A 21,659-nucleotide genomic window follows, 5' to 3' on the forward strand; every position below is an offset into this window, starting at 1 on the left:
TGATGGGTGGGTGTCCGCCTAGTGCGCGTACTGGACGTACTCGGGCTTTCGGTCGGTGCGGCGAGAGCGCGTGCCGGGCGTCGCGACGCCACGGACACCCGCCAGACACCCTCTGAGCCCCGGCTCCCGGGCGGGCGTACCTCACATGACGCCGCGCGGGCGGAACTGGATGCTGACGCGGGGGCCGACGGCGCGCGCGGATTTGGGGACCGCGTGCTCCATCGTGCGCTGGCAGGAGCCGCCCATCACCACGAGGTCGCCGTGGCCCAGGGGCAGCCGGAGCAGGGTGGGGCCGCCGTCGCGGGGGCGGAAGGCCAGGTCGCGCGGGTCCCCCACGGACACGATCGCGACCATCGTGTCCTCGGTCGCGGAGCGGCCGGTCCGGTCGCCGTGCCAGGCGACGCTGTCCCGGCCGTCGCGGTAGAGGCAGAGCCCCGCGGTGGCGAAGGGCTCGCCCAGCTCGGCGGCGTAGTGCCGGGACAGCGCCTCCCGCGCCTCGGTGAGCACGGGGTGCGGCAGCCGCTCGCCCTCCGCGTAGAAGGCGAGCAGCCGGGGCACGTCGACCTCGCGCTCGTACATCTGCCGCCGCTCGGCCCGCCAGGAGACCTCAGCGGCCAGCCGCTCGAACAGTGCGTCCGCCCCGGACAGCCAGCCGGGCAGATGGTCGACCCAGGCGCTGGCGCCGAACCCCAGGTCCGTACGCCGCAGGCCTTCGAGCGACCCGAGCCGGATCTCGTCGGTCTGGTCGAAGAGGGACCCCTGGAGTGCGTGCATGCTGCCAGCTTACCCCTCGACCCGAACACCTGCTCGATTTACTGCCGCTTGCTCCCGCGCTCAGCCGGTGGCGGCACCGAACCACTTCGGCAGCAGGCCGAGCAGGTCCTGCTGGTCGTCACCGACCCACACCACGTGGCCGTCCGGCCGCAGCAGCACCGCGGGCACGTCCAGTTCCTCGCTGACGTCGACGACGTGGTCGATCCGGTCGGCCCACCCGTCGACCGAGAGCCGGCCGGTCTGGTCGAGCAGCAGTCCGCGGCCCCCGTGCATCAGCTCGTAGAGGCGGCCCCGCTTCAGTTCCAGGTCCCGCATCCGCCGGCCGAGGAGTTCGTGATCCCCGCCGAAGTCGTAGCGGACCCCGACCGCGGTGATCATCCCGGTGACGTACCGGTTCACCTCCTCGAAGTCCATCAGCTTCGCGAACAGCTCCCGCAGCGCGGTCGCACCCGGATCCGTCCCCAGCAGCGTGATCTGCGCGCGGGTGTTGTCCAGTACGGCGGCGCCCACCGGGTGCCGTTCGGCGTGGTAGCTGTCCAGGAGGTCCTCCGGCGCCCAGCCGGCCACCGCGGCGGCCAGCTTCCAGCCGAGGTTGAACGCGTCCTGCACACCGAGGTTGAGCCCCTGCCCGCCGGTCGGCGGGTGGATGTGCGCCGCGTCACCGGCCAGCAGCACCCGGTCGACCCGGTAGCGCTCGGCCTGCCGGGTGGCGTCGCCGAACCGGGACAGCCAGCGCGGCGAATGCACGCCGAAGTCCGTGCCCGCGAAGGCCCGTAGCTGCTGCTTGAAGTCCTCCATCGTCGGTTCGGCCGTACGGTCCTCCGCCACCCCGTCGGCGGGCACGACGACGCGGCACACCCCGCCCTCTCCGGGGGCGACGCCGAACCGCGGCTGGGTCTTGCGGACTTCGGCGACGACGGCGGCGACCGTCTCCTGATCCGCCGTCACCTCCATCTCGCCCAGCAGCGTCTCGACCGTGGCGGGCTCGCCGGGGAAATCGACCCCGATCAGCTTGCGCACCGTACTGCGGCCGCCGTCGCACCCGACGAGGTAGCGCGAGCGCAGCTGCGTGCCGTCCGCCAACTCGACGCTCACCCCGGTCTCGTCCTGGGTCAGCCCGACCACCTCGCAGCCGCGCCGGATGTCGGTACCGAGCTCGACGGCGCGCTCGCCCAACAGCCGCTCGGTGAGCGGCTGCGGGGTGGCGAGGCCGTACGGGTGGGCCGTGTCCAACTGCTCCGGCCACGGCTTCATGATGCCGCCGAAGAGACCGCCGACCTGGAACTTCTCACTGACCGCGAGGAACCGGTCCAGCAGGCCGCGCTGAGCCATCAGTTCGACGCTGCGGGTGTGCAGACCCTGTCCGCGGGACTGCACGGTCGCCTCGGCCAGCTTCTCCAGCACGACCACCTGCACGCCGTGCAGGCGCAGTTCGCCGGCCAGCATCAGGCCGGTCGGTCCGCCGCCGACCACGATCACGTCAATCATTCACAACCGCCATTTCCGCAGGTTCTGCCTTCGATCAGCGATTCTGCGGTACGCCCGGGGCCTTGCCGCAAGCCCCCCGGTGCGCTATAAGTTGAGAGTGGCAAGGAGCGGGTTGACCTCCTTGCCTTTCTCATTTCCCGGTGGCGGCGAAGCCGGCTCCCGCGCGGCGGCGACGCGGCGGACCAGGCCCCGCCACCGTTCAGCTGACCGCCTGCTTCACGAGCGCGGCGATGCGCGCCTCCACCTCGGGCGTCACCTCGGTGAGGGCGAAACCGGCCGCCCACATCGCGCCCTCGTCCAGCTTCGCCTGGTCGCTGAATCCGAGCGTCGCGTAGCGCGCCTTGAACTTCTCCGCGCTCTGGAAGAAGCAGACGACCTTCCCGTCCAGCGCGTAGGAGGGCATCCCGTACCAGAGCTTCGGCGCGAGGACCGGGGCGTTGGCGGTGACGACGGCGTGGACGCGCTCGGCCATGATCCGGTCCGAGTCCTGCATTTCGGCGATCTTCTCCAGCACGTCCCGCTCCGCCTCCGCCGCCTTGTCGGCGTGGGAGCTGCGGCGCGCGGCCGCCTTCAGCTCCTTGGCGTGGTCCTTCATCGCGGCCCGCTCCTCGGCCGTGAATCCCTCGTGCTTGGCGCTGTCGGTGTTGTCCATGGCGGATTTCCCCCTTGACGAACTCGAACTCCGGACGTTGAGAGGGACCATAACCCGGACCACTGACACACGTGCTATCAACGGCAGTTGACGCGCCGAGCGGGTCCGGCATGCGGAACGTCCGGCATCGGGCGAACCGGTTGTACCGCCCACCGGAGATCGCTAGCCTCACGCCGGGGAACGCCTACAGGAAGCGGGACCGATGCCTTCCGGAATCACTCTTGCCGTCGTCGGCGCCGGGAACCGCGGGACCGGTTACGCACGCTGGGCGCTCGCCCATCCGGACCGGGCCACGGTGGTCGCGGTGGCCGAGCCGCGGAAGGCCAGGCGGGACCGGCTCGCGGCCGCGCACGGTCTGGACGCCGGGGCCGTGGTGGACGACTGGCGGGAACTGGCGACCCGGGGCCGTATCGCGGACGCGGTGCTGATCTGCACGCTGGACCGCGAACACCTGGAGCCGGTACTGGCGTTCGCCGCGCTCGGCTACCACATCATGCTGGAGAAGCCGATGGCGCTGACCGAGGACGAGTGCCGGCGCATCGTGGAGGCGGTGGAGGAGGCGGGCGTGATCCTCTCCGTCGGCCACGTGCTGCGCTACACCCCCTACACGCAGGCCCTCAAGCGCGTCCTGGACTCCGGCAGGATCGGGGACGTCGTCAGCGTCCAGCACCTGGAACCGGTCGGCTTCTGGCACCAGGCCCACTCGTTCGTACGCGGCAACTGGCGTCGCGAGGACCAGGCCACGTCCATGCTGATGGCGAAGTCCTGCCACGACCTGGACTGGCTGCAGTACGTGCTCGGCCGGCCACCGGTACGCGTCTCCAGCTTCGGGCGCCTGTCGCACTTCCGGCCCGAGAACAGGCCCGCGGGCGCCGCGGACCGCTGTCTGGACTGCACGGTGGAGACCACGTGCCCCTACTCCGCCAAGCGCGACTACGGCGACCGGCTCGCCGAGGGCCGGCACGGCTGGCCGCTCGACGTGCTGCTGGACGAGTTCACGCCACGGGCCCTGGAGACGGCGCTGCGGGAGGGCCCGTACGGACGCTGCGTGTACGCCTGCGACAACGACGTGGTCGACCACCAGGTGGTGGCCATGGAGTTCGACTCGGGGGCCACCGCCACCTTCACCATGACCGCCTTCACCGAGCAGGCGGACCGCCAGACCCGCATCTTCGGCACCCGCGGTGAACTGAGGGGCGACGGACGGCAGTTGCGGGTCTACGACTTCCTGACCCGAACCGAGGAGGTCGTCGGCTTCGGCGCGGAGGGGACGATGGACGCCGGCGGGGGCCACGGGGGCGGCGACGCCGGCCTGATGGACGCGTTCGTCGGCGCCGTCGCCACCGGAGACCCCGGCCTGGTGAAGTCCGGCCCGCGCGAATCCCTCACCAGCCACCTGACGGTGCTGGCCGCGGAGCGTGCCCGGCTCGACAGCACCGTCGAGACCATGCAGGCGTAAACGTAGAGCTCCTCGGGACCTGCGACCCCAACTACGCTTCCCCGCTCCTGCGGTGACGGTCCGTCCAGGTCGATCATACGACCACTTGCACATATCGATCGATCCATACGCGCCTCTTGAGCGGGGTTTCGAGCGCGTGCTAGAAAACGCTCAGCGGGGACACCCCCCACCCCCGCGGCCCCAGCCCTGGAGGCTCCATGTCCACGCCATGGTCCCGCCGCTCATTCCTCCAATTCTCCGGCAGCGCCGCCCTGTTCGCCGGAGGGTCCGCCATCCTCCCGTCGACCGCCGCCTTCGCCGCCGGCGACGAGTACGACACCCTGCGCGCCAAATGGCGCACGATACTGCTGGGCAGCGGCTTCGACCCGGCGGCCGCGCCGTTCACCGAGAAGCTGGCGCTGCTCGGCACCCAGGCCGCCGCGCACCGCTCGACGATGGCCGCCACCAGCGGGTCGCTCTGGCCGGACCTGCCCCTGACGCTCTCCAGCTCGATCACCGCCAGCTACACGCGCCTCGCCACCATGGCCCAGGCGTACGCCCAGCCCGGTACCGGCCTCACCGGCGACACCGCCCTCGCCGCCGAGACCAAGGCCGGGCTCGACCACCTCTACAACCAGGTCTACAACCCGGCGAAGAGCCAGTTCGGCAACTGGTGGGACTTCCAGATCGGCTCTCCCCAGGCCCTGCTGGACAGCTGCACGATCCTCTACGACCAGCTCTCCGCGACCCAGCTCGCCAACCACCTCGCGGCCGTCGACCGGTTCGTCCCCGACTCCGCCGTCGGCAACTACACCGGCACCAGCACCGGCGCCAACCGGGTGGACCTCTGCCGCTCGCTCGCCCTGCGCGGCGTACTCGGCAAGAACCCGGCCAAGATCGCCCTCGCCCGCGACGCCCTCTCCCCCGTCTTCCCCTTCGTCACCAGCGGGGACGGCTTCTACGCCGACGGATCCTTCGTCCAGCACACCTACCTGCCCTACACCGGCTCCTACGGCCTCGTGCTGCTCGGCGGACTGGCCGGCCTCTTCTCCCTGCTGGCCGGTTCCACCTGGGCGGTCACCGACCCCAACCGGCAGATCATCCTCGACTCGGTGCAGGCGTCCTTCGCCCCGTTCCTCTACAACGGCCTGATGATGGACGCCGTCTCCGGCCGCTCCACCAGCCGGGGCAACCCGCGGACCAACTCGTACGGCTTCCAGGGCGGCGACCACGGCCGCGGCCACAGCACCCTCGCCGCCATCGCCCTGCTCGGCACTGCCGCGGGCAGCGCCGAGAACCAGCGCTGGCGCGCCCTGGTCAAGGGCTCGATGCAGCGGGACTACTACAGCCCCGTGCTCACCGACACCGACCTGGGCGTCGCGGCACTGGCCCGGCTCAAGGCCGTACGGGACGACGGCTCCGTCACCCCGGCCGCGGAGCCGACCGGGCACCGGCTGTTCCCGAGCATGGACCGGGCCGTTCACCGCAGGCCCGGCTGGGCGGCGTCGATCAGCATGGCCTCCAAGCGGATCGGACTCTACGAGACGGGCAACGGGGAGAACCTCCGCGGCTGGCACACCGGGGCGGGCATGCTCCAGTGGTGGGGTGCCACCTACGGCAACGGCCAGTACACCGACGCGTTCTGGCCCACCGTCGACCCGTACCGGCTCCCGGGGACCACCGTCTCCAAGAAGCCCCTCGCCGATGCGGAGGGCGGCGCCTGGGGCCTGCCGAGGCCGGACGTCAACTGGGTCGGCGGCGCCACGGACGGGGAGTACGCCGCCATCGGCCAGTACGTCCGGGGGCTGTCCAGCACGCTCTACGCGAAGAAGTCCTGGTTCTGCCTGGCCGACTCCGTCGTCTGCCTGACGGGCTCCGTCCGGAGCACCGACGGCGCCGCCGTCGAGACCGTGGTCGACAACCGCAACCTCGGCGCGGCCGGCGCCCACGCCCTCACCGTCGACGGCGTCCCCCAGTCCACCGCGTTGGGCTGGTCGGCCACCCTCACCGGAGCGGACTGGGCGCAGATCGCGGGCCACGGCGGGTACGTGTTCCCCGGCGGGGCCACCGTCAAGGCGCTGCGCGAGGCGCGGACGGGGTCCTGGCACGACATCAACACCGGTGGCACCACCGATCCGATCACCCGCCGCTATCTGACCCTCTGGTTCGACCACGGCGTGGACCCGGTCGACGCCGCCTGCTCCTACATCCTGATGCCCGGCGCCACCACGGCCGCGACCGCCGCCCGGGCCGCCGCCGCCGGCTGGCTCACCGTCCTGGCCAACGACAACAGCCGACAGGGCATCGTGGTCCCCTCGCTCGGGGTGACCGCCGTCAACTTCTGGTTCGCGGGCACGGTCGGCGCCCTCACCGCCGACAAGCCGGCCTGCGTCCTGGTACGGGAGCACGGCGACGGCACGGCCACGCTGTGCGTCTCGGACCCGATGCGGATGCAGAGCTCCCTCACCGTGACGTGGCACCGCCCCGTCGCCGCCGTGCTCTCGAAGCCGGGCACCATCACCTCGGCCGCCACCGGCTCCGCGCTCACGCTCGCCTTCGGCGACCTCACCGGACAGGCCGGCGCCACCCAGCGGATCAGGGTGGCGCTGGGCTGACCGCCGCGGCGGCGGTCAGCGCGCCACGAGGGAGCGGAGCAGCTCCGGATCCGCCTCGGTCAGGCGGTTCAGGACCAGCCGCCCCTCCGCCGGCGGTATCGGCACGGTGGAGGGGACCGCCAGTACGAAGCAGCCGGCCGCCTCGGCGGAGGCCGTGCCGGTCGGGCTGTCCTCCACGGCCACGCAGGACCGGGGATCGACGCCCAGGGCCCTGGCCGCGGCGAGGTACGGGTCGGGGTGCGGCTTGGTCCTCGGGGTCTCGCCGTCCGCCACGGTGACGGCGAAACGGTGCGCGCCGAGTGCCGCGAGGACCGGGTCCACGATCGAGCGGGGCGACGCGGAGACGAGCCCCAGCGGGACACCGGCCGCGGCCAGCGCGTCGAGCAGCTCCAGCGCACCCGGCAGGAGCCGGGGTCCGCGGGCGACCCGCTCCTGGAACCCCGCGAGCAGGTCGCGGGCGATGTCCTGGACCGTGGCCGCCCCGGCGCGGGCGGTCGCGTGCAGGTGCCCGGCCGTGTCGGCGATCGAGCGGCCGACCACCGCCGGTACGTCGGCCCCGGTGAGCGTGTACCCGAGGGAGGCGGCCACGGCTTCGGCCGCCTCCCACCACAACGGCTCGGAGTCGACCAGCGTTCCGTCCATGTCGAAGAAGACCGCACGCATCTCAGACTCCCGCCGGGACGGGACGGCAGGGGGCGTAGAAGGGGAGGCCGTCGAGCGTCCAGTGCGAGTCGGCCGGGCGGCCGAGGGCCGCGTACACCTGGGCGGCGACGTCCTCGAAGCGCAGTCTCCGGGCGGGCGGTCCGGCGCCGATGTCCGGGCCGCAGCAGGCCACCCAGGCCGTACGCTCCTGCACGGTGCGGCCGCCGTGCCCGCCGTCGTCGCGGTGGCCGTGGTCGGTGACGACGATCACCGTCCAGGACTCGTCCTCGTACGCGGGGCGCGCGCGGACGGCGCCGAGCAGGCGGCCGAGGCGTGCGTCGGCGCTCCCGATCGCCCGCAGGTAGGCGTCGCCGCAGCCGCGCAGGTGGCCTGTCTCGTCCACCGCGCCGAGGTAGACGAAGGAGACCTCGGGGTCGTCGGTCTCCAGGACGTGGACGGCTTCCGCGGTGACCTGGTCGTCGCAGGCTTCCCAGGCCTCGCAGGTGTCCGCGCTCGGCGCGATGTACGAGAGCCGGCCGGGCGCGGCGAACAGCGGTCCGCCGTCGCGGGCCAGCAGCAGCGGCTCCCAGCCGCCGGCCACGAAGGTCTTGCGTCCGTCCTGCCGTGCGAGGCGGGTGGCGAAGTCGGGGAACACGTCCAGGCGGTGGCCCGCGAAGTGGTTGCCGTACACGCCGTGCTTGGCGACGCCGACCCCGGTGGCGATCGTGGCCCAGCAGGGGCCCGACATGGTGGGCGTGGCTTCGTCGATCTCGATCGGGCCGAGGAATCCGGCGGCGGCGACCGTGTCCAGGTGGGGTGTGGGCACGGTCCGGAGCAGGTCGAGGCGGACACCGTCGATGCCGACGACCAGGACGCGGCGGCGGGTGCCGGATGAGGTGGGCAACGGTCGGATCCCGTCTTCGGTGGGTGGTGGGGCTACTTCACCGCGCCGGCGGTCAGTCCGGAGCGCCAGAAGCGCTGGAGGCAGAGGAAGGCGGCGACCAGCGGGATCACGGCGATGAGTGAGCCGGTGATGGCCAGCGAGTACATCTCGGGGCTCTCCGTGGTGGAGATGTTCCACATGTGGAGGCCGAGGTTGACGGGGTAGAGGTCCTTGTCGTTGAGCATGACGAGGGCGCCGTAGAAGTTGTTCCAGCTCGCGGTGAAGGAGAAGAGGAACAGCGTCATGAACCCCGGGGCGAGCATCGGCAGCGCGATGGTGCGGAAGGTCCGCACCTCGCCGGCGCCGTCCATCCTGGCGGCCTCGATGACCTCGTACGGGACGTAGCCCTCGGAGAAGACCCGGGCGAGGTACACGCCGAAGGGGTTGACCAGGGAGGGGACCAGCAGCGCCCAGTAGGTGTTGGTGATCCCGGCCTTGGAGGCGAGCAGGTACATCGGCAGGGTGAGGACCGCTCCGGGGACGAGCACGCCCGCGAGGACCACCCCGAAGAGCTTCTCCTTGCCCGCGAAGCCGTACTTGTCGAAGGCGTATCCCGCCGCCACCGAGATGAGGGAGGAGAGGGCCGAGCCGACCACCGCGTACAGGACCGTATTGAGCAGCCAGCGTCCGTAGATGCCCTCGTTGTGGGTGAAGACGTCGTGGATGTTGGAGAAGAGGTTGAACTCCCCGAGGCTGAAGCCGTTGGTGGCGAAGAGGTCGCGGCGGTTCTTGGTGGCCGCGATCAGGAGCCAGCTGATCGGCATCAGCGTGTAGAGCGCCAGCATGACCAGTACGGAGTTGACGGCGGCCTTGGAGGCCCAGGCGCGCTGGGCTCTGGGCCGGGCGACGGGCCGTCCGGGGCCTGCGGGGGCCGTGCCGGTGCGCTCGGCGGCGCGGTGGCGGGTGGCGGTCTGTGTGCTCATGCTGCCTGCCACCGCTTCCCGATCCGGGTGACGACGAAGGACAGTGCCCCGGCCACGAGGGCCAGCAGCAGCGACGCGGCGGCCGCGCTCGCGTAGTCCTGGTCGATGAACGCCTTGCTGACGATGTACATCGTGGGCGACCAGTCGTTTCCGAGGGCCTGAGCCTTGTCGGACAGCAGCCGGGGCTCGGTGAAGAGCTGGACCGCTCCGACGCAGGTGAACAGGACGGTCATGACCACGGAGGAGCGGATGATCGGCACTTTGATGCCCACGGCGATGCGCCAGGCCCCGGCACCGTCGACGGTTGCGGCTTCGACGACCTCGCGGGGCACGGCCTGGAGTGCGGCGAAGAAGATCACCATGTTGTAGCCGATCCACTGCCAGACGGCGATGTTGACCATCGACGAGAGGGAGTTGCCGGGTGAGAAGAAGTTCCAGCTGCCGCCGGAGGCCTCGATCCAGTCGAGCACCGGGCTCAGGCCGGGGGTGTAGAGGTAGATCCAGATGATCGCGGCGATCAGGCCCGGCACCGCGTGCGGCAGGAAGAAGGCGAGCTGGAAGAAGCGCTTGGCCCGGGCGTGGGCCGAGTCGACCAGCAGGGCCAGGCCGAGGGCCCCGCCGATCATCACCGGTATGTACACGGCGCAGTACGCGGCGACGTGCAGGAAGGCCGTGTGGAACGCCGGGTCGGCCAGCACCGCGGAGTAGTTGGCCCGACCCACGAAGCTGCGCTCGATGCCTCCGAAGCCGAGTCCCGAGGACTGCTCCCGGTACAGGCTCATCCATGCCGCGTAGAGCACCGGAGCCACCATGACGATGGCGAACAGGACGAAGAACGGTACGAGGAACAGCGCGGCGGCTGCGCGCTGGTTGCGGCGCAGTGTGCTTCCGGCGCGGGCCGGGAGGGCGGGTGGTGATGCCACGGGAGGCTCCTTGGCGGTGCGGGCGGTACGGAACGGCGTGGCCGGGACGGGGGCGTTGGCCGGGACGGGGGGCCGTCGGGGCGGGGGCGGCCGGGACAGGGGCGGCCGGCGGATCGGGGCCGGCCGCCCCGGCGGGGTCACTCGGCGGGGTCACCCGGCGAGCTTGAGACCGCGGCTCTCGATGGCCGACCGGGCCGATTCCTGGGCCTTGGCCAGACCGTTCAGCAGGCCGCTCCTGGCCGCCTCGTCCTTGAAGTCGGCGTTGACCTTGCCCTGGACCGGTCCCCAGGTCCATCCCGGGACGATCGTGCCGACCTGCTCACCGCTCAGCTTGTAGAGGTCCTCGCCGCCGAAGTAGGAGGTGTCGAAGGCCTTCGCCGCCACCGCGGCCATGGCCGGGTTCGCCGGCAGCGCGCTGCTGGGGCTCTTCAGGGCGCTGATCCGGGCCTCCATCGCGGCCGGGTCGGTCGTCACCCACTTGATGAACTCGGCTGCGGCCTTGGCGTGCTTGCTGCCCTTGGTCACGGCGAAGCTGGTGCCGCCGTACATGCCGCTGGCCGGGGTGCCCCAGTGGGGGACGGGGGCGACGCCCCACTTGCCCTTGAGGTCGGGCATCGCGGCGATCATGCCGCCCGCGCTCCAGGACGCGCCCAGGATGCTGGCGGTGGTGCCGTCGGCCCTGGACTTGTTCTCCTCCGGGGTGCCGGCCCCGTAGTTGAAGACGAGGTCGTCCTTGAGCATGCCCTGCCAGAAGGTTGCGACCTTCTGCGAGGGGGCGTCGTCGACGGCGGGCTTCCAGGCGTCGCCCTTGACCTCGAACCACTTGGCGCCGGCCTGCCAGGAGAGGGTCGCTTCCAGCGGGGCGTCGGTGGGGAAGCTGCCGATGCGCGCCTTGGGGTCGGCGGCCTTGATCTTCTCGGCGGCGGCCCGGTACTCGTCCCAGGTCTTCGGGACGCCCACCCCGTACTTCTCGAAGAGGTCCTTGCGGTAGAAGTACACCTGCGGGGTGGCGTCGAAGGGGACGGACCAGGTCTTGCCGCCGAAGGTGACCAGGTTCTGGACGCCCGCCGGGAAGCTCTTCTTCACCAGCTCCCCGGAGGAGGCGGTGAGGTCCTCCAGGTATCCCTGGCTCGCGAACTCCGGGACCATGCTGTACTCGACGGTCGCCACGTCGGGCGCGTCGCCCGCCTTGATGGCATTGCTGATCTTGCTGTAGCCGTCGGCCCCGCCGGGTATCTGGGAGAACTTCACCTGGATGTCGGTGTGCGTCTTGTTGAACGCGGCGGCCGCGGCCTCGGCGCCGCTCGTCCAGGTCCAGTACGTGATGGTGACGGGCTTGCCGTCGCCCTTGGCGGCGGACGATGCGGTGGAATCGGAGCCGGCGCAGGCGGAGGTCAGCAGGGCGAGAGACACCGCTGCGGCCACCGCGCCGTAGACACGCAAGGACTGAACCTTCATTGAACCGCTCCTCGGCGAGTGGGCTGAACGGGTTGAATCATTTGCCCGCGCCATCTTGAACGTCAAGAGCATGTGAACTATTGATCAATACGATCAGTCCAGAGGTCGGCGACGTCGTGGCGCCGTGGCGTCAAGCCGTCCGGTCCAGGTCCTCGCGGCGGACCTGGTGCAGGAAGGGCAGGCCGGCGGCGTAGCGGGCGATCTCCTCGATCGCGGAACCGGCCATCCGGTGGAGCTCGTTGCCGAGGGAGCCGGCGATGTGCGGGGTGAGCAGCACGTTCGGCAGGTCGTACAGCGGGGAGTCGGCCGGCAGGACCTCCGGCTCGGTGACGTCGATGACCGCATGCAGCCGCCCCGAGGCCAACTCCTCGGTGACCGCGGCGCCGTCGACCAGCGAGCCGCGTGCCGTGTTGATCAGCGTGGCGCCGTCGCGCATCAGCGCGAGGCGCCGGCGGTCGATCATCGACCGCGTCTCGGGCAGCTCCGGCGCATGCAGGCTGACCACGTCGGAGATCCGACAGAGTTCGTCGAGCCCCACGCCCCGTACGCCCAGATCCTTGACCTGACCATCGGTCAAATATGGGTCGTACACAACAAGTTCGAGGTCATACGGGCGCAGCAGCTCGATCACCCGCCGTCCGATCCGGGAGGCGCCGACGATGCCCACGGTCCGGCGATAGTTGCCGGCGTGGCCGTAGCGCAGGTGCCAGTCGTGGCGGCTGCCGCGGTCCCGGCGGTACTCCTCACGCAGCTGCATCACGCACTTGTTGGCGAGCAGGACCATGGCGACGGTGTACTCCGCCACCGGCAGGGAGTTGGCCAGTGCGGCGGAGGAGACGGTGATGCCGCGCTCCCAACAGGCCTCGGTGACGAAGTGTTTGACGGATCCGGCGGCGTGCACGACGGTCCTGAGGCGGGGCGCGGCCGAGAGGGCGCGGGCATCGATGGCCGGAGCCCCCCAGAAGGTGAGCAACACCTCGGCCTCCGCGAGCGCCGCCGCCACCTCGGGTCTGGCGAAGTCGTCGGCGACGATGCCGAGGTCGAGCTCGGCGACCTCGTGGAGCCGGCGGACGGTCGCATCGTCCAGCAGGCGGGGCAGAAGCTCGGGGTCCATCGCGAGCAGGGCTCGCGGGCGGCGCACAGACATCTGGGGCTCCTTGCGGCTGAGTGAGGCCGCGCTGACTCTATGGAGTCGGTTTTCGATCGTCAAGATCCATCAATCATATAGTTCCATTCGCTCAAAACGATCGCACATTTGAATCGGGGACCCGGGTATCTAGGATTGCCCGAAGCGATATGTCCATATGTCCATGTGTCCGCGTGTCCCCCGGGAGGGCAGCAGCATGAGGGTGCCCCTCCTCACTTCCTACGCCGAGCGCAGGCGCGGCCTGCGCAACCACGCCAGGGTCTACGGCGCCCTCGTGTCCGACGAGCGGATGCGCTTCGACGGCACCTTCGGCGACCAGGCGCTGGACACCGCCCTCGGTGCGGCCCTCGCCGGGCGCTGGCGGCCGGTCGCGGAACTGCTGGCCGCGAGTGTGCGCGACACCGAGGTGCGCCACCACCAGCTGACGCAGGTGGCGAGTCACGCCTGCCACGAGGGCGACGACTGGCTCGTCGACTGGTGGCACGAGGACCCGGACCGGCGCGACGTACCGCTCGTCATCGGCTTCGCCCACCTGTACCGCGCCTGGACCATCCGCGGGGGCGCCGCCGACGACGCCACCCCGGGCAGCCGGCTTGCGGCCTTCGCCGAGTTGGTGCCGCAGTCGGAGGGCCTGTTCACGCGGGCCGCCGAGCACGACCCTCTGGACGCCGCCCCCTGGGCCGGGCTGACCCTGATGGGCATGGGCGAGGGCCGCCCCGAGAGCTGGATGCGCGAGGTCCTGGGCGAGGTGCGGCAGCGGGCGCCGCGGCACTTCTGGGCGCACCAGACGGTCCTGCAGTACCACTGCCCCAAGTGGTGGGGCACCCACGAGCGGATGTTCGAGTTCGCGGAGGAGGCCTCGGCCCCGGCCCCCGAGGGCGATCCGCTGCGGATGCTGCCCGTCCAGGCGTGGTTCGAGTACGTCGACGACAAGGACCTGCCGTACGACAAGGCCTGGAAGAGCCGCCGGGCGCTCGCAGCCGTCGACCACGCCCTGGCGGGCGGCGGGCCGGGCGGGCACCCTGCGATCGAGGCCGACTCCCGGACGCTGCTGGCCTACGCGCTCTACCGGCAGGACCGGTTCGCCGAGTCCTACGAACAGTTCCGGCTCATCGGCGGGTGGGCCGCCTCGACCTGGTTCGACCGGGTCGACAGCTTCGACGGGGAGAAGGAGTTCCTGGCCTTCCGGAACCTGGTCGCCTGGACGGTGGCCTCGCGCGGCCTGTTGCCGGACTCCTGACGTACCTACAAGGACCTGCTCTTCTGGGCGAGGATCCAGACGTAGTACCACTTCCCGCTCTGGATCGCGCGGGGGCCGTTCTCGACCCTGTCCCTGATCGCCCCCCAGAAGGTTCCGGCCGTGGTCAGTCCAAGAGTCGTGAGTACCCGCTCCATCACCGATCCCTCGACGGCGATGAGCAGGGCGGCCGTGGAGGCGACCGTGGCGCCGACCACCCCCAGAGCCCTCGTCCTCTTGGCCGCCTGGAGCTCGGCCTGCATGGCACTGACCTGGTCTTCGATTTCCAGGCGCAGCTTCGCCAGTTCGACCTGGGACTGCTCCGCGTTGAGCGCCTCGTCCATGGACAGGAAGCTCGTGCGCAAGAAGCCGCGGAATCCTTTGTACGAATCGAATTCGTCGACCGTGATCTTACTGAAGTCGCTCAAGGTGACGCCTTCGATGAAGGGCAGGTCGATCTGGAGCACGGGGCGGACCAGGCGGTCCTTCACCGGATTGGACTCCGCTGAATCGATCACCCTTCCGCCCCTGATGATGTAGTCGACTGCGGCGACCTGGCTCATCGGGTAGCTGCTGCTGGTCGACAGCGCCGCATTCGACGAACTGAACTCCGTACGTGTCGAGTAGCTTGGAAGGTACCAGGCCAGTCCCGCCTTGATCAGCGGCTCGGCTTCAAGGAGCCAGGCTCCTAGTGCGGCCAGATCCGGGCAGTGAATCCCGTAGTGGATGGTTCGGGAGTCATGGCCTCTGGGCTGAAGATTGTCGTCGGTATCGACGGCGATGGAGCGATTTTCACCAAGGTGGCGATAAGGGGCGTCCGGTCCATGGGACAGCAAGAGGCTGTCCGAAACCAGGACGGCGCGTTTCGTGAGCTGTTCGAATTCGCAACTCTCGTCCCTCAGCCCCACATTGAAGCATTTCTTGATGAACTTCTTTTCGCCTCTGATCTCGGTGTTTCCGAAGCGGTCCAGAGCTGTCGGCTTGAACATGAGTTGCCCGTACGCCTTGGCGACGGCGGCGGGGTCATGGCGGCCATCCGCGGGGAAACGTTTGAAGACCTTTCGCATCTCACGTGCGACGTCCTTGTCCCCGATCGCCTGTGCGCGCCTCCACATGCCCACAGTGTCGGGGGTGCCGGCCGCCCCTTCAAGGCCCGCGGCGACAGTGTCGGGGGTGCCCGGCCGCCCCTTCAAGGCCCGCGGCGATGCCACGCCCGGGGCCCCGCCTGTCTGTCGCCGCGGGGCGGGCTGGCCTACCGTCGCCCATGGACCTGCCCGAGCCGCTGAGGAGCCATCCGTGAAGATGCTGATCAACAGTCCGGAGACCGTCGTCGCCGATGCGTTGCGGGGTATGGCCGCCGCGCATCCCGAGCTGGACGTCGACGTGGAGCGGCGTGTCGTCGTACGGCGTGACGTGCGCGGCGGGGGCCGGGTCGGGTTGGTGTCCGGGGGCGGTTCCGGGCACGAGCCGCTGCACGCCGGGTTCGTCGGGTACGGGATGCTGTCGGCCGCGTGTCCCGGGGAGGTGTTCACCTCCCCGGTGCCCGACCAGATGCTGCGGGCCGCGGCGGCCGTGGACAGCGGGCAGGGGGTGCTGTTCGTCGTCAAGAACTACACCGGGGACGTGCTGAACTTCGAGATGGCCGCCGAACTCGCCGAGGAGGACGGCCTGCGCATCGAGCGGGTGCTGGTCAACGACGACGTCGCCGTCACGGACAGCCTGTACACCGCCGGGCGGCGCGGGACCGGTGCCACGCTGTTCGTGGAGAAGATCGCCGGCGCGGCCGCCGAGGAGGGCGCTCCGCTGGAGCGGGTCGCGGCGATCGCCCGGCGGGTGAACGATTGCTCCCGCAGCTTCGGGGTGGCGCTGAGCGCGTGCACGACACCCGCGAAGGGCAGCCCGACCTTCGACCTCCCCGACGGCGAGCTGGAGTTGGGGGTCGGCATCCACGGCGAGCCCGGCCGGGAGCGGCGCGCGATGATGCCCGCGCGGGAGATCGCGGAGATCGCGGTGGGTGCCGTACTGGAGGAACTGGCCGAGGTCGGTCCCGCGAACGGGCCGGTGCTCGTGCTGGTCAACGGGATGGGGGCGACGCCGCTGCTGGAGCTGTACGGGTTCCACGCGGAGGTGGCGCGGGTGCTGGGCGAGCGGGGTGTGCCGGTGGCGCGGACGCTCGTGGGCAACTACGTCACGTCGCTTGACATGGCAGGGTGTTCGGTCACCTTGTGCCGGGTCGACGAGGAGCTGCTGCGCCTGTGGGACGCGCCCGTCCAGACCGTCGCGCTGCGCTGGGGCCGGTGACCGTATGGTGGCCGTGGGACCTACCGACCGGCCGACCGGCCGGGCGAGGCGAGGAGATCCGGTGCGTGACGCAGACTTCTTCCGCCGCTGGATGGCGGCCGCCGCGGCTGTGGTGGAGCGCGAGGCTGAGCGGTTGACCGAGCTCGACTCCCCCATCGGGGACGCCGACCACGGAAGCAATCTGCTACGGGGTTTCACGGCGGTACGAGCCTCCCTGGACGCGGAGGTTCCGGCAGCGCCCGGCGCGGTCCTGCAACTGGCGGGACGGACGCTGATCTCGACGGTCGGCGGCGCTTCCGGGCCGCTGTACGGAACCTTGCTGCGGCGGACGGGCAAGGAGCTCGGGGACGCCGCCGAGGTCTCCGACGACGAGCTGCGCAAGGCCCTGTACGCGGGAGTGGGTGCGGTGGCGCAGCTCGGCGGCGCGGCCCCGGGCGACAAGACCATGCTGGACGCGCTGGTTCCGGGGGTGGCGGCTCTGAGCACCTCCTACCGCGCGGCCGGGGACGCGGCGGAGAACGGCGCCCTGGCGACGGTGCCGATGCAGGCGCGCAAGGGCCGGGCCAGCTACCTGGGCGAGCGCAGCATCGGCCACCAGGACCCGGGGGCGACCTCGGCGGCACTGCTGCTGGGGGCGCTCGCCGACACCGCGGACGCGGTGGACACGGCGGACACGGCTGACGGCGCCGGGGCGGGCTCGTGACCGCGCCCGTGGGGATCGTGCTGGTCTCGCACAGCGCGGCGGTCGCCGAGTCGGTGGCGGAGCTGGCCCGCGGCCTGGCGGCGGGTGGACCGGTGGCCCCGGTCGCCGCGGCGGGCGGCACGGCGGAGGGCGGCCTGGGCACGAGCGCGGAGCTGATCGTGGCAGCGGTCCGTGCGGTGGACCAGGGCGCCGGGGTCGTGCTCCTTGCGGACCTGGGCAGCTCGGTACTGACCGTGAAGGCTCTGCTTCAGGAGGGCGACCTGCCCGAGGGCGCCCGCCTGGCGGACGCCCCCTTCGTCGAGGGCGCGGTGACGGCCACGGTCACGGCCTCCGCCGGCGCCGGCCTGGACGCGGTCCTCGCGTCGGCGGTCGAGGCCTCCACGTACCGCAAGACGTGACCTGACGGGACCGCCGCCGGGTCCGGGACCGGACCCGGACTCGGAACTCGTACTCAGTGGCCGCGCAGGGTGTCGATCTCGCGGCGTTCGCGCTTCGTCGGGCGGCCCGCACCGCGGTCGCGGATGCCGACCACCGCCGCCTCCACCGGGGTCGGCGGCGGGGGGCTGTTGTCGATCAGGCACTCCGCCGCGACCGGGGGCCCGACCCGCTTGGTGACCGGGCGCTTGACCACCACGATGCGTTCCCGCCCCGCGTGGAAGAGTCGCACCTCATCGCCCGCCCGCACCGGCTGCGCCGGCTTCGCCCGTTCGCCGTTGACCTTCACGTGGCCCGCCCGGCACGCGCCGGCGGCGATCGCGCGGGTCTTCGTCAGGCGGACCGACCAGATCCAGGCGTCCACGCGAGCGGTTCCGGCGCCTGTTCCCGTCCCTGTTCCCTCATCAGCCATGCCCCGACTCTAGCGATTGCGGCCGTGCGAAAAGGAATGACTTTTGGCGGTTGCGACAATAGCCACGGCAACTGCCATGTACATCATCCCAATGGAATTGCAAATGCGGGACAGGTGCCCCTACCTTGTCGCACATGCAGTCCTACACCATCGGCCAGGCGGCCCGTCTGCTGGGCGTCAGCCCCGACACCGCGCGCCGCTGGGCCGACGCCGGCCGCGTCGTGACCCATCGCGACGAGGGCGGCCGCCGTCTCATCGACGGCCGGGCCCTGGCCGCGTTCGCCGTCGAGGTGGGCCAAGGGCCCCACAACGAGGACGGGGAGACGTACACCTCCGCCCGCAACGCCTTTCCCGGCATCATCACCGCCGTCAAGCTCGGCGACGTGGCCGCCCAGGTCGAGATCCAGGCGGGTCCCCACCGTCTCGTCTCCCTGCTCACCCGCGAGGCCGTCGAAGAGCTCGGCCTCGCCGTCGGCATGCGGGCCACCGCCCGCGTGAAGTCGACCAGCGTCCACATCGACCGCTCCTGAAGCAGGCCCGCAGCCGAGCCGGACCCGAACCCGAACCCCCGCTCCGCCCGTCACCGGCGCGGGTCATCACCGCGCGGACCCGGCACCCGGCCGGCCGCCGACCCGACCGAGGAGCACCAGCTCATGTCCCCGATCCTGAACCGCCGCCGCACCGTTGCCGCCGCCCTGGCCGCCGCCCTCCTCGTGCCCGTACTGTCCGCCTGCGGCAGCAGCGACGACCCGAAGGCCGACGCGACCCCCTCGACCTCCGGATCCGCCTCGGGCGCGCACAAGGCCGCGAACCTCACCGTCCTCGCCGCGTCCTCCCTCACCGACGTGTTCAAGACCGCGGGCGCCGCGTACGAGAAGACCCACCCGGGTACCAGGATCACCTTCTCCTTCGCCGGCTCGCAGGAGCTCGCCGCCCAGGTCAAGCAGGGCGCCCCCGCCGACGCGCTGGTCACCGCCGACACCAAGACGATGGACAGCCTCAGGGCCGAGACCGACGAGGCCTCGATCATCGCCAAGAACCGCCTGGTCATCGCGGCCGGCAAGGGCAACCCGTTCAAGATCGACGAGCTGAAGGACCTGGCCGACAGCAAGATCAAGGTCGTGCTCGCCGCGCCCGAGGTCCCGGTCGGCCGCTACAGCAAGCAGATCCTCGATGCCCAGAAGATCGAGGTGAAGCCGGTCTCCCAGGAGCCCAACGTCCGCGCCGTGCTGAGCAAGGTCGAGCTGGGCGAGGCCGACGCCGGCCTCGTCTACAAGACCGACTCCGCCAAGTCCGGTGACAAGGTCGTCACCGTGGAGATCCCGGACGACCAGAACGCCGTCGCCTCCTACCCGGCCGCCACGCTCAAGGTGTCGAAGAACGCCGAGGCCGCCGCGGCGTTCGTGGCCTGGCTGAGCACCCCGGAGGCCCAGAAGATCCTCCAGGACGCGGGCTTCCAGAAGGCGTAACCGCCCTCCGGATGCGGAGAGGGGGTGCCCGGTCCGGGGGGACGGGCAGCCCCTCTCCGCGTCGGATCCGCACTCGCGGCCGCGCCGCTTCTCCGCCGTCACAGCATCTCCAGCCAGGATCGCCTCATGAGCAGACTCCGCACCCGCCGCCGCACCCGAACCCCCGTCACGCTGGCGCTCCCCGCCCTGCTCGCCGTGGCGTTCCTGCTGCTGCCCCTGGTCGGCATCCTCGCCAGGACCCGGTGGAGCGAGATCGGCTCCCACCTCACCAGCCCCGGCGTGGTCGAAGCCCTCAAGCTGTCGCTGCTCGTGTCGTGTTGGGCGCTCGGCCTGTCCCTCGTCCTCGGCGTGCCGCTCGCCTGGCTGCTGGCCCGCGTCGACTTCAAGGGCAAGGCCCTCGTCCGCTCGCTGGTACTGCTCCCGATGGTCCTGCCGCCGACCGTCGGCGGTGTGGCCCTGCTGCTGGGCTTCGGCCGGCGCGGACTGCTCGGGCCGTGGCTGGAGGACAGCTTCGGCATCACCCTGCCCTTCCACACCTCCGGCGCCGTCGTCGCGGCCACGTTCGTCGCGATGCCCTTCCTCGTCATCAGCCTGGAGGGCGCGCTCGGCGGCCTCAAGGAGAGCTACGAGGAGACCGCGGCCTCCCTCGGCGCCTCGCCGGTACGCGTGTTCTTCACCGTGACCATGCCCATGGTGGCCCCGGGGCTCATCGCGGGCGCAGCGCTCACCTGGGCCCGGGCGCTGGGCGAGTTCGGCGCGACCATCACCTTCGCCGGCAACCTGCCCGGCACCACCCAGACGCTGCCGCTCCAGGTCTACCTGCTGCTCCAGGACCAGCCTGAGGCCGCCACCTCCGTCTCCCTGCTGCTGCTCGCCATCGCGATGGGCGTACTGATCGCCCTGCGCGGGCGGTGGGCGGGCCCTCCCGTCGCCGCGAAGGCCGGTGGAGCGCAGGGCGCCGCGGCGCAGGACCCGTCACCCGCACCCGACGCGGCCGACGCACCCACCGGGCCCGGCACCGGGCCGCCGCCCGGCGGCGGCCGCTGGTCGCTGGCCGCCGAGGTCACCGGCTTCAACCGGCTCACGCTCGAAGCCGAGCCCGGCACCACCATCGCCGTCGTCGGCGAGAACGGCGCCGGCAAGACCACGCTGCTGCGCGCCCTGCTCGGCCTCACCCCCCGCGCCCACGCCACGCTCCGGCTCGGCGGCACCGACGTCACCGCGCTGCCCCCGCACAAGCGGCAGGTCGCCTGGGTCCCGCAGGACGGCGCGCTGTTCCCGCACCTGAGCGCCCTGGCCAACACCATGTACGGGCTGCGCGCCCGCCGGGTGCCGCGCGCCGAGGCCCGCCGCGAGGCGCAGGCCTGGCTGGACCGGCTCGGCGTCGGGCACCTCGCCCACCGCAGGCCCGCCGAGCTGTCCGGCGGGCAGGCGCAGCGGGTGGCACTGGCCCGGGCGCTGGCCGCCCGGCCGCGGCTGCTGCTGTTGGACGAGCCCCTCGCCGCCCTGGACCAGACGACGCGGGCCCGGGTCCGGCACGCCCTGCGCACCCATCTGGCGGACTTCGGCGGCGTCTGCCTCATCGTCACGCACGACCCCGTCGAGGCCGTGTCGCTGGCCGACAGGGTCCTCGTACTGTCCGACGGGCAGGCCCTCCAGGACGCCCCGCCCTCCGAGGTGACCCGGCATCCGCGCTCCCCGTGGGTGGCCCGGATGCTGGGGCGCAACGCCTGGCCCGGCACGGCGTCGGCCGACGGGCTGGCCCTCGCCGCCGGGGGTCGGCTGGTGGTGGCCGAGGCGCTGCCCGAGGGGGCGGAGGCGCTCGCGATCATCGCTCCCGAGGCGGTGTCCGTGCACCGGGACCGCCCGGGCGGCAGCCCTCGTAACATCTGGCCGGGCACCGTACGGGAGATCACCTCGGTCGGGAGCCGGCTGCGCGTGCTGATCGCCTCGGCCGAGGCGCCCGACCTGGTCGCGGAGATCACCCCGGAGGCCGCCGCCGACCTGGGCATCACCGACGGGACCCCGGTGTGGACCAGCGTGAAGGCCACCGAGGTCACGCTGGTCCGGCTCTAGGGAGTGTCGTCGAAGTGGCGTCG

Annotated in this window: 20 protein-coding genes; 9 read left to right on the forward strand and 11 right to left on the reverse strand. The window is 71.5% G+C overall.

Annotation, left to right across the window (positions count from 1 at the left end; all coding sequences use genetic code 11):
• Positions 1–141: 141 nt before the first annotated feature.
• The 3 genes from ACZ7GJ_RS29195 to ACZ7GJ_RS29205 form a co-directional block, all read right to left on the reverse strand.
• Complete coding sequence (locus ACZ7GJ_RS29195) at positions 142–774, reverse strand: alpha-ketoglutarate-dependent dioxygenase AlkB (protein WP_470755896.1); 633 nt, start codon at positions 772–774, stop codon at positions 142–144.
• A 60-nt stretch (positions 775–834) separates the two neighbouring features.
• Entirely contained in the window at positions 835–2,262 is a 1,428-nt protein-coding gene (rox, locus tag ACZ7GJ_RS29200) for a rifampin monooxygenase (protein ID WP_470755897.1), read from the reverse strand.
• Positions 2,263–2,461: 199 nt separating this feature from the next.
• Positions 2,462–2,914, reverse strand: a complete 453-nt coding sequence (locus tag ACZ7GJ_RS29205; protein ID WP_470755898.1) for an iron chaperone — start codon at positions 2,912–2,914, stop codon at positions 2,462–2,464.
• A gap of 202 nt (positions 2,915–3,116) precedes the next feature.
• Between ACZ7GJ_RS29205 and ACZ7GJ_RS29210 the strand changes: the two genes are divergently transcribed.
• Both ACZ7GJ_RS29210 and ACZ7GJ_RS29215 read left to right on the forward strand, forming a co-directional pair.
• Positions 3,117–4,373, forward strand: a complete 1,257-nt coding sequence (locus tag ACZ7GJ_RS29210) for a Gfo/Idh/MocA family protein (RefSeq protein ID WP_470755899.1) — start codon at positions 3,117–3,119, stop codon at positions 4,371–4,373.
• A gap of 197 nt (positions 4,374–4,570) precedes the next feature.
• Positions 4,571–6,967 carry a polysaccharide lyase 8 family protein gene (locus ACZ7GJ_RS29215; RefSeq protein ID WP_470755900.1) on the forward strand — a complete coding sequence of 799 codons (2,397 nt, stop codon included), beginning with the start codon at positions 4,571–4,573 and terminating at the stop codon, positions 6,965–6,967.
• Positions 6,968–6,982: 15 nt separating this feature from the next.
• On the opposite strand, the gene ACZ7GJ_RS29220 is transcribed toward ACZ7GJ_RS29215, so the two are convergent.
• The 6 genes from ACZ7GJ_RS29220 to ACZ7GJ_RS29245 all read right to left on the reverse strand — a co-directional run bounded on the left by ACZ7GJ_RS29220 (position 6,983) and on the right by ACZ7GJ_RS29245 (position 13,003).
• On the reverse strand, positions 6,983–7,630 hold the full coding sequence (locus tag ACZ7GJ_RS29220; protein WP_470755901.1) for an HAD family hydrolase: 648 nt from the start codon (positions 7,628–7,630) through the stop codon (positions 6,983–6,985).
• A 1-nt stretch (position 7,631) separates the two neighbouring features.
• Positions 7,632–8,513, reverse strand: coding sequence for an alkaline phosphatase family protein (locus ACZ7GJ_RS29225; RefSeq protein WP_470755902.1), 882 nt, complete (start codon positions 8,511–8,513; stop codon positions 7,632–7,634).
• Between the two features lie 32 nt (positions 8,514–8,545).
• Positions 8,546–9,475, reverse strand: coding sequence for a carbohydrate ABC transporter permease (locus tag ACZ7GJ_RS29230; protein WP_470755903.1), 930 nt, complete (start codon positions 9,473–9,475; stop codon positions 8,546–8,548).
• On the reverse strand, positions 9,472–10,287 hold the full coding sequence (locus ACZ7GJ_RS29235) for a carbohydrate ABC transporter permease (RefSeq protein WP_470755964.1): 816 nt from the start codon (positions 10,285–10,287) through the stop codon (positions 9,472–9,474). Before ACZ7GJ_RS29235 ends, ACZ7GJ_RS29230 begins: the two co-directional genes overlap by 4 nt.
• A 261-nt stretch (positions 10,288–10,548) precedes the next feature.
• Positions 10,549–11,856: an ABC transporter substrate-binding protein gene (locus ACZ7GJ_RS29240; protein ID WP_470755904.1), complete on the reverse strand. Its 1,308-nt coding sequence runs from the start codon at positions 11,854–11,856 to the stop codon at positions 10,549–10,551.
• 130 nt (positions 11,857–11,986) lie between these two features.
• Positions 11,987–13,003, reverse strand: a complete 1,017-nt coding sequence (locus ACZ7GJ_RS29245) for a hydroxyacid dehydrogenase (protein WP_470755905.1) — start codon at positions 13,001–13,003, stop codon at positions 11,987–11,989.
• A gap of 196 nt (positions 13,004–13,199) precedes the next feature.
• Here ACZ7GJ_RS29245 and ACZ7GJ_RS29250 point away from each other — a divergent pair, with 196 nt between their 5' ends.
• Positions 13,200–14,243: a hypothetical protein gene (locus ACZ7GJ_RS29250; RefSeq protein WP_470755906.1), complete on the forward strand. Its 1,044-nt coding sequence runs from the start codon at positions 13,200–13,202 to the stop codon at positions 14,241–14,243.
• Between the two features lie 5 nt (positions 14,244–14,248).
• On the opposite strand, the gene ACZ7GJ_RS29255 is transcribed toward ACZ7GJ_RS29250, so the two are convergent.
• A complete protein-coding gene (locus tag ACZ7GJ_RS29255) occupies positions 14,249–15,451 on the reverse strand; it encodes a hypothetical protein (protein ID WP_470755907.1) in 1,203 nt (400 codons plus the stop codon).
• A gap of 85 nt (positions 15,452–15,536) precedes the next feature.
• On the opposite strand from ACZ7GJ_RS29255, the gene dhaK reads away from it, so the two are divergent.
• The 3 genes from dhaK to ACZ7GJ_RS29270 all read left to right on the forward strand — a co-directional run bounded on the left by dhaK (position 15,537) and on the right by ACZ7GJ_RS29270 (position 17,642).
• On the forward strand, positions 15,537–16,541 hold the full coding sequence (gene dhaK / locus ACZ7GJ_RS29260; RefSeq protein ID WP_470755908.1) for a dihydroxyacetone kinase subunit DhaK: 1,005 nt from the start codon (positions 15,537–15,539) through the stop codon (positions 16,539–16,541).
• A 61-nt stretch (positions 16,542–16,602) separates the two neighbouring features.
• Positions 16,603–17,244, forward strand: coding sequence for a dihydroxyacetone kinase subunit DhaL (dhaL, locus tag ACZ7GJ_RS29265; RefSeq protein ID WP_470755909.1), 642 nt, complete (start codon positions 16,603–16,605; stop codon positions 17,242–17,244).
• On the forward strand, positions 17,241–17,642 hold the full coding sequence (locus ACZ7GJ_RS29270; RefSeq protein ID WP_470755910.1) for a PTS-dependent dihydroxyacetone kinase phosphotransferase subunit DhaM: 402 nt from the start codon (positions 17,241–17,243) through the stop codon (positions 17,640–17,642). Before dhaL ends, ACZ7GJ_RS29270 begins: the two co-directional genes overlap by 4 nt.
• Positions 17,643–17,695: 53 nt before the next feature.
• Here ACZ7GJ_RS29270 and ACZ7GJ_RS29275 read toward each other — a convergent pair whose 3' ends face one another.
• Entirely contained in the window at positions 17,696–18,091 is a 396-nt protein-coding gene (locus ACZ7GJ_RS29275) for an RNA-binding S4 domain-containing protein (protein WP_470755911.1), read from the reverse strand.
• Positions 18,092–18,225: 134 nt separating this feature from the next.
• Here ACZ7GJ_RS29275 and ACZ7GJ_RS29280 point away from each other — a divergent pair, with 134 nt between their 5' ends.
• The 3 genes from ACZ7GJ_RS29280 to ACZ7GJ_RS29290 all read left to right on the forward strand — a co-directional run bounded on the left by ACZ7GJ_RS29280 (position 18,226) and on the right by ACZ7GJ_RS29290 (position 21,636).
• Positions 18,226–18,621, forward strand: coding sequence for a TOBE domain-containing protein (locus ACZ7GJ_RS29280; protein ID WP_470755912.1), 396 nt, complete (start codon positions 18,226–18,228; stop codon positions 18,619–18,621).
• Positions 18,622–18,744: 123 nt separating this feature from the next.
• A complete protein-coding gene (modA, locus tag ACZ7GJ_RS29285) occupies positions 18,745–19,560 on the forward strand; it encodes a molybdate ABC transporter substrate-binding protein (RefSeq protein WP_470755913.1) in 816 nt (271 codons plus the stop codon).
• 126 nt (positions 19,561–19,686) lie between these two features.
• Complete coding sequence (locus ACZ7GJ_RS29290; protein WP_470755914.1) at positions 19,687–21,636, forward strand: ABC transporter permease; 1,950 nt, start codon at positions 19,687–19,689, stop codon at positions 21,634–21,636.
• Positions 21,637–21,659 lie beyond the last annotated feature (23 nt).

The organism is Streptomyces sp. NPDC037242 (assembly GCF_055604165.1).